Raw genomic sequence first — 6747 nt, 5'->3', positions numbered from 1 at the left:
GACGGGGGAGCAGGTGCCGATACCCTGATTGGCGGTACCGGAGCAGATACTTTTGTTTTCGGCGCTGTCAGCGAAATGGGTCTGGGCATCAACCGCGACGTCATCACTGACTTCAACAGCGCACAGGGCGACAAAATCGACCTGACGAAATTTGATGCCAACCTGCTGGATGCCGGTTTCAACGGTTTCTCTTTCATCGGTGCAGCCGATTTCACCGGCGCAGGCCAACTGCGCTTCGTCGACCACGTGCTGTCCGGTAACGTCAGCGGCAACGCCGGTGCGGATTTCGAGATCCAGCTGGTGGGTGTAAACAGCTTCAGCTCCAACGATCTGGTGGCCTGATATAACGACTACCCGACTTGCTCGCAGGTCGGGACACCAACAAAAAACGCCCCGATCATTTGGGGCGTTTTTGTGGGTGTCGATAAGCCGTAGCGCTAAGTCAAAACACCCAATTCCTTGGCCCGCGCCACCGCCTGCGTACGCCGCTCAACCCCCAACTTGCTGTTGATATGACTCGCATGGGTTTTCACGGTATGCAGCGAAATGAACAGTTGTTCGCTGATTTCCTGATTGGAACAGCCTTGAGCAATCAAGCGCAGCACCGCCAGCTCCCGGCTGCTGAGTTGTTCGGCAGCGGTGGACTCAACCACCGGACGAGTCGCCACCAGCGGAAAATGCGCCAGTAACGGCTGTCCTGCCAGCGCTGGTGAGTTGTGCAATTGGCTGCGTAACCAGTCCGGATATTCTCTGATCAGCGCGTCAAACGGCTGTATCACGCCGCCAGCCGCCGCTTCCAGCGCCTGACTCAACGCCTTGCGCGCCTCCGGTTCGCGGCCGGTGCCCAGCAACAAGGCGACCTTCTGCGCCAGCGCCATTACACACAGCAACTGGCGTCCGGTTTGCTGACCGTTTTCCAGCAGCACGTTCAGTCGCCCTTCGGCGAGCATCGGCTGGCCTTTGATCACATCAAGCAACGCCTGCTGCAGTTCGACGTGCAGCGGCAACTGTGGATGAAACTCCGGTGGCGCCGCTGCGCGCTCGCCGGTGTAGGTCTGGCCAAGTCGCGCCAGCCAGGCTTCAGCCAGATCGGTACGGCCCTGCGCCAGCCACAGTTCGCATTTGACCAGGGTGATCATCGCCAGATAGTAGATCGGCGGCACGTCCCAGATGTGCATCAGGCGCTCGGCTTCAGCGAGTTCGGCGAAGGCCTTGGCAAACTCGCCGGCGCTGCCGTCCAGACGGGCGATCACGCAGTGACCGATCAATACGCTGATATCGCGGCAGGCCCGCGCTTCGGCCAGACCGCTCAGCAATCGGGCCCGGGCCTGCTGCGGTTGCAGGCGCATCGACAGCAGAAAACCTTCATACAGCGTCAGCCGCGCACGCACCGCGTACAGACGTTGCGCCGACAGCCCGCGCAGACGATCAAGGCCCTGATGCACCTCATCCAGGGCGCGCAGTATTTCCCCCCGCGATTGCAGGACCCGCGCCCGGTCGTAATGCGCCAAGGCTTCGAACAACGGGTTGCCGACCCGCTGCGCCAGCTCAAGCGACTCGCGGTTCAGGCCCCGTGCTCGCCACAGGTCACCGTCGGCAATCGCCAGGTTGGACAGGGTCGACAGGCACATCAGGCGCTGCCCGTAGCGCTTGGCCGGCAGGCTTTCCAGCGCTTCGCTGCAATACTCGATGGTCTGCTCGCGATGGCCTCGCCCGCGGGCGATGATGCCCTTGAGCGCCAGCCATTGGGCCAACATCGATTTCTGTGCGGTGGCCGAAGGTGCCGGCAGAAAACGGCTGAGATGACTGGCGAGTTCTTCGGCCGCATCAAGCTGACAGGCCAGCCCCAGCGCCCAACTGTACAGCACGATCAAGCGTGGCGTGCTGATCAGCAGGCTGTCGGGCAAGTCCATTTTCCAGCGCAGCAGCATGCCGACGTTCTGCTCGGCGAGCAGTTGTTCCTCGGACAGGTTCTGCACCAGATTGGCCGCCACATCCAGATGCCCGGCGCGCAAGGCCTGTTCGACCGCTTCGTCGAGCAGGCCTTGCGCATTGAACCAGCGACAGGCGCGCAGGTGTAACGTCGCGGCGGGCACCAACGGTCGAGCAATGGGCCGACTGCGCAGCAGATCGGAGAACAGATGGTGATAGCGATACCAGTGACCGTGTTCGTCCAGCGGCACCAGAAATACCTGATGCGCCAGCAGAAAACGCAGGATTTCGGCGCTGTCGTGGGCTTCGCGCACCGCGTCGCATAGCTCGCTGCAAAAGCGCTCTTGAGGGGCGGTGTCGTAGAGAAACGCTTGCACTTCGGCGGGCAGGCAGTCGATGACTTCTTCCAGCAGGTAGTCGCGAATCAGCCCTTCCCCGCCGTTCAGCGCTTGCGGCAACGCGGCCTCGCTACCGGCTTCGGATGCCGCCAGCAACCAGAAACGCAGCCCGGCCACCCAACCCTCGCTGCGCTGGATCAGGTTTTCCAGAGCCTCGCCGCGCAGGGAACTGCTGTGCCGATCAAGCAGGGTCACGGCTTCGTCATGGGTCAGGCGCAGATCCTGTTCATGCAGTTCCAGCAGTTGCCGCGACAGGCGCAGGCGCGCCAGATGCCAGTCCGGGCGCTGGCGACTGGTGACCATGACCAGTAAGCCATCGGGCAAATGATTGAGGAAAAACTGCAGGCAGCGATCAAGCACCGGGCCTTGGGCGAGATGATAATCATCGAGCACCAGCAGCAACGGCGCGGTGGGTTGCAGTTGCAGCGCCAACTCGTCGAGCAAGCCGTCGAGCCATTCTTCGAAGGCAAACGGCTGATGGCGCTGGCGCATCTTCAACAGGCCGAGCGCGCGACTGCCCAGATCCGGAAAGTAATCCTGCAGCCCTTCCAGCAAGCGCTCTAGAAAGCGCCCCGGATCGTTATCCCGCGGGCTCAATCCCAGCCACAGGCTTTGCCAGTGCGCCGGCAGGCTTTGACAGAACTCCACCGCCAGCGAGCTCTTGCCGAAGCCGGCGGGGGCGCAAACCAGCAACAGACGTCCACCGAGCCCGGCGCTCAGGCGTTCACACAGACGCGGTCGCAACACATAGCCGTCGGGCAGTGGCGGACGAAAAAAACGTCCGTCCAGTGTCGCGACGGCAACGCTTGCAGGACCCGGAAGCGGGGACAGATCAGTCATGGCCGGCTCTTGTTTGAATGGCTGTTGGCGGCGTAGCAGATGTCCGCAGCCTAGCCTTAAACGTAGCGGTTATGAAGGTTGCTGCTACAAATGGCTACAAAAAGGTTCAGCCAATTACGCCGGGCAAAAAAACGCCCCGAACCAGTCGGGGCGTTTTTTCGAGGATGCGGCCTCGGGTCAAAGCTTAGCGGATACCGTCCTGGCCCAGGTTGCCTGGCTGGAATTCGCTCTTGGTGGCAGAGAAGCCGAAGTCATACGCCTGCTTCTCTTCGTTCTTCATGCCCAGTGCCAGGTAGCGACCCGATTGCAGGTCGTACAGGGCTTCCAGCGCGTACCACGGCACTTGCTTGTCGTAGTAGTCCTCGGCATGCGCCTCGGCCACACGCCACAGCTGACCGCGACCGTCGTAGTGGTCGATGACCGCTGCCTGCCAGGTGTCTTCGTCGATGTAGAAGTCACGTTTGGCATAGATATGGCGCTGACCCGGTTTCAGGGTGGCGACCACGTGCCAGACACGACGCAACTCGTAACGGGTCAGGTCCTGGTTGATGTGACCGGCCTTGATGATGTCGGTGTACTTCAGGTTTGGCGAATCGATCTTGTAGCTGTTGGAGGCAATATAGATCTCTTTCTTGCCATCCAGCGCCCAGTCGTAGCGATCCGGTGCACCGTTGTACATGTCGAGGTTGTCGGAGGTACGCAGACCGTCCGCGGCAGTGCCCGGACCGTCATACGACACTTGTGGCGCCTGACGGACACGGCGCTGGCCAGTGGCATAGACCCAGGCCTTGCGCGGTTCCTTCACCTGGTCGAGGGTTTCATGCACCAGCAGCACGGTACCGGCCAGACGTGCCGGCGCGGTCACTTTCTGCTTGAAGTAGAACAGGATGTTGCCCGGGTTGGCCGGATCGTAGTCCTTCATCTTGTCGCGGAACACGAACTGGTCCTGGAAGTACACCAGGCTGAACGAGCCGTTGGTTTGCGGAGTCGCCTGGGTCACCAGACGGGTCACGCTGCCACCGCGATAACGGGTGATGTGGTTCCAGATCACCTCCAGACCGCTTTTCGGAATCGGGAACGGCACGGCGGTATCGAAGTTTTCCAGACCGTTGCCGCCGGCGACCAGATTGGTGGTGGTGGCGTTCTTCTTGATCGCGGCGAATACGCTATCCGGCACGGTCGAACCGCGATGGGACGGATACACCGGCATCTTGAAGGTGTCCGGGTAACGTTTGAACATCGCGTACTGGCCCGGAGCAAGCTTGGCCTTGTACTGCTCGACGTTCTGCGCGGTGATGGTAAACAGTGGTTTTTCACCGGCGTACGGGTCTGACAGGAAGCCCTTGCTGTCGACCGTGCCGGCATTCTTCGGCAGCGGTTTCCAGGCCGGGATCGAACCGTCGGCGTTGCCGGCCATTTCGGCGCCCATGGGTGTCAGGCTTTTGCCGAGCTTGTCGGCTTCGGCAGCAGGCACTGCCGCCATGACGCCGGTCGCCAGCAGCGAAAGCCCCAGAACACCCGCGTGGAACAGACTCTTTGTTATTTTCATATGTGTGTTCGTCCTGAAAAAACTGTGCTTAGAAGTTCACGCCAACGCTGAGTGCAACGAAGTCGCGATCATCAACCGTGCTGTAGCGACCACCAAAGAAGTTGGTGTAGTTCAGACTCGCGGTGTAGGTGTTCTGATATTCGGCATCCAGCCCGAGGCTGACGGCCTTGCGACCTTCCTCGAAGTTGCCGCCAGGGCCAGGCGAGTAACCTTTGACGTCATGGGACCAGGCCACGTTCGGCTTGAGGTTCACGCCGGCGAACACGTCGCTGTAATCCCAGATTGCCCGACCGCGATAGCCCCACGAGGTCGCTGTAGTGAAACCGTCGTTGTTGCAGTTGCTGGCCACGTTGCTGTTAGAAGCCCCGGCCCCTGCGCCATTGATGGTCGAGGTGTTGAGGATTTGCGAGCAGGTGTTGAGGCCGCCGGTCGACGGCAGTTCACCCGGACCGAACACCGGATCGCGGCCGTAACGGGCTTCGGATTTGCTTTCCAGACCACCGACGTGGGTCACGCCGACTTCACCTACCAGGGTCAGACGGTTGGCGCCCATCACCTGATCGAAGAAGTGCGTCAGGGTGGTTTGCAGTTGGGTGATTTCCTTACGGTTGTAACCGTGCAGATCCTGGCCCGGCACGCCGTTGAGGATCGACGCGTTGGTCAACGCGCCACCCAGCGGACGTACGCCGGCGAACAGAATGTCGGTGGAGTTCAACTGCACCGGCGCATTCGGCCGATAGCTGACCTCACCGCTCCACGCCGTACCGGTAGGCAGGGTAGTGGAGAAGCTCAAACCGTAGAGGCGGATGTCTTCAGGGTATTCGATGAAGTATTCCGAGTTGCCTGCCACCACCAGCGGGCCCAGTGCCTGGAACGGCCCTGGCAATGCCTTGACGCCGTTATAGATCGACTGTGGCGCACCGGTGGCGCTGAAGATCGGCGCACGGCTGTGGTAGTTCATGAAGTAGGCGCCGAACTCGGTGGCCAGCGGGTCGAACATGTACTTGGCGGAAACACCCCATTGCCCGCTGTCACGTGCGTTGCGGTTAGGCGAACGGCGCACCAGCACACCTTCTTCGTTGACGTCGACGCCAGCGTTGGCCAACGGCCCGAGCGCAATACCCGGAATGGTCGAACGCTTGTTCAGCACCCGCAGGTTGTCGTCGCAACCAGTGGTAACGATGTCCGGCTGCGAGAAGAACGTGCCGCAGTTGTCGGTCACGGTCTTCTGCCAGTCGATCTGGTAGAAACCTTCGGCCGACAGGTTCTCGGTGAGACTCTGCGACACGTAGAACATGTTGACCGGAATCAAACCTTCCTTGATCTCGGCACCCGGACGGCGGAACGCGGACACGTCGATCGGGTTGATCGAGTTGATGCCGCCGCCGATGAAGGTACTTTCACCCCAGTTCACCACCTGCTTGCCCAGACGCACCGAACCCGGCTCATCGGCAATCGAGTAGTTGTGGTAGACGAAGGCGTCGAGGATCTGCCCGCCGGAAGAACGCGCTGCGACGTCGCGGTTGTGGTTGCTGACGTCCTTGTATTCCAGGTCCTGATTCTGCAGCGCGAAGTCGTACCAGTATTTGCCCCGGACGAAGACCCCGGTGTCACCGTATTTCAATTCGAGATCATGGATACCCTTGAAGATCTTCGAGAAGGCTTGCCCGCTCTTGAAGTTCAAGTGACCGTCGTCGGAGGTCTGGGACAAGCCCTTGCCGCCGTTGTTGACACCAATAAGATCCTTGTTCGGCTGCTGGGTCGAAACACTCATGCCCAGGGAGAGCGAGGAATCGAACTGGCCTTCGATTTCACCGACGTTGAAACTGACGCCGAATGCGGGCCCGGCGAGCGTAGAGGCAAGACTGACGGCCAGAGGCAGTTTAGCCCGGCGCCAGAACTGGTTTACTGATGTCATCGACGCTACTCCATGTGCATTATTGTTATGGCAGTGAGTACTTTTAAAAACGCCTGGAAGACCGGGAGCCAGTAGCCACCCGACATCACTCCAAAATTGCATCGCCCCGT

Annotated in this window: 4 protein-coding genes; 1 reads left to right on the top strand and 3 read right to left on the bottom strand. The window is 60.6% G+C overall.

Features of this window, described 5'->3' with window-relative positions; translation table 11 throughout:
• On the top strand, positions 1-342 hold a 342-nt coding region (locus AC27VU_RS23215), incomplete at its 5' end, for a M10 family metallopeptidase C-terminal domain-containing protein (RefSeq protein WP_488725002.1).
• 95 nt (positions 343-437) lie between these two features.
• Here AC27VU_RS23215 and AC27VU_RS23210 read toward each other — a convergent pair.
• The 3 genes from AC27VU_RS23210 to AC27VU_RS23200 form a co-directional block, all read right to left on the bottom strand.
• On the bottom strand, positions 438-3170 hold the full coding sequence (locus AC27VU_RS23210) for a winged helix-turn-helix domain-containing protein (protein WP_488725001.1): 2733 nt from the start codon (positions 3168-3170) through the stop codon (positions 438-440).
• A gap of 184 nt (positions 3171-3354) precedes the next feature.
• Positions 3355-4719, bottom strand: a complete 1365-nt coding sequence (locus AC27VU_RS23205; RefSeq protein ID WP_003228077.1) for a DUF1329 domain-containing protein — start codon at positions 4717-4719, stop codon at positions 3355-3357.
• 28 nt (positions 4720-4747) lie between these two features.
• A complete protein-coding gene (locus AC27VU_RS23200) occupies positions 4748-6637 on the bottom strand; it encodes a DUF1302 domain-containing protein (RefSeq protein ID WP_103522113.1) in 1890 nt (629 codons plus the stop codon).
• Between the last annotated feature and the right edge of the window lie 110 nt (positions 6638-6747).

The organism is Pseudomonas sp. 14P5.3.2 (assembly GCF_057799175.1).
This window is presented reverse-complemented; position numbering and strand designations above follow the sequence as displayed.

What these genes read in the sequence shown, in the direction of transcription:
- AC27VU_RS23200 (WP_103522113.1), bottom strand. Translation starts at nt 6,637, where the DNA reads ATGACATCAGTAAACCAGTTCTGGCGCCGGGCTAAACTGCCTCTGGCC.
- AC27VU_RS23210 (WP_488725001.1), bottom strand. Translation starts at nt 3,170, where the DNA reads ATGACTGATCTGTCCCCGCTTCCGGGTCCTGCAAGCGTTGCCGTCGCG.
- AC27VU_RS23205 (WP_003228077.1), bottom strand. Translation starts at nt 4,719, where the DNA reads ATGAAAATAACAAAGAGTCTGTTCCACGCGGGTGTTCTGGGGCTTTCG.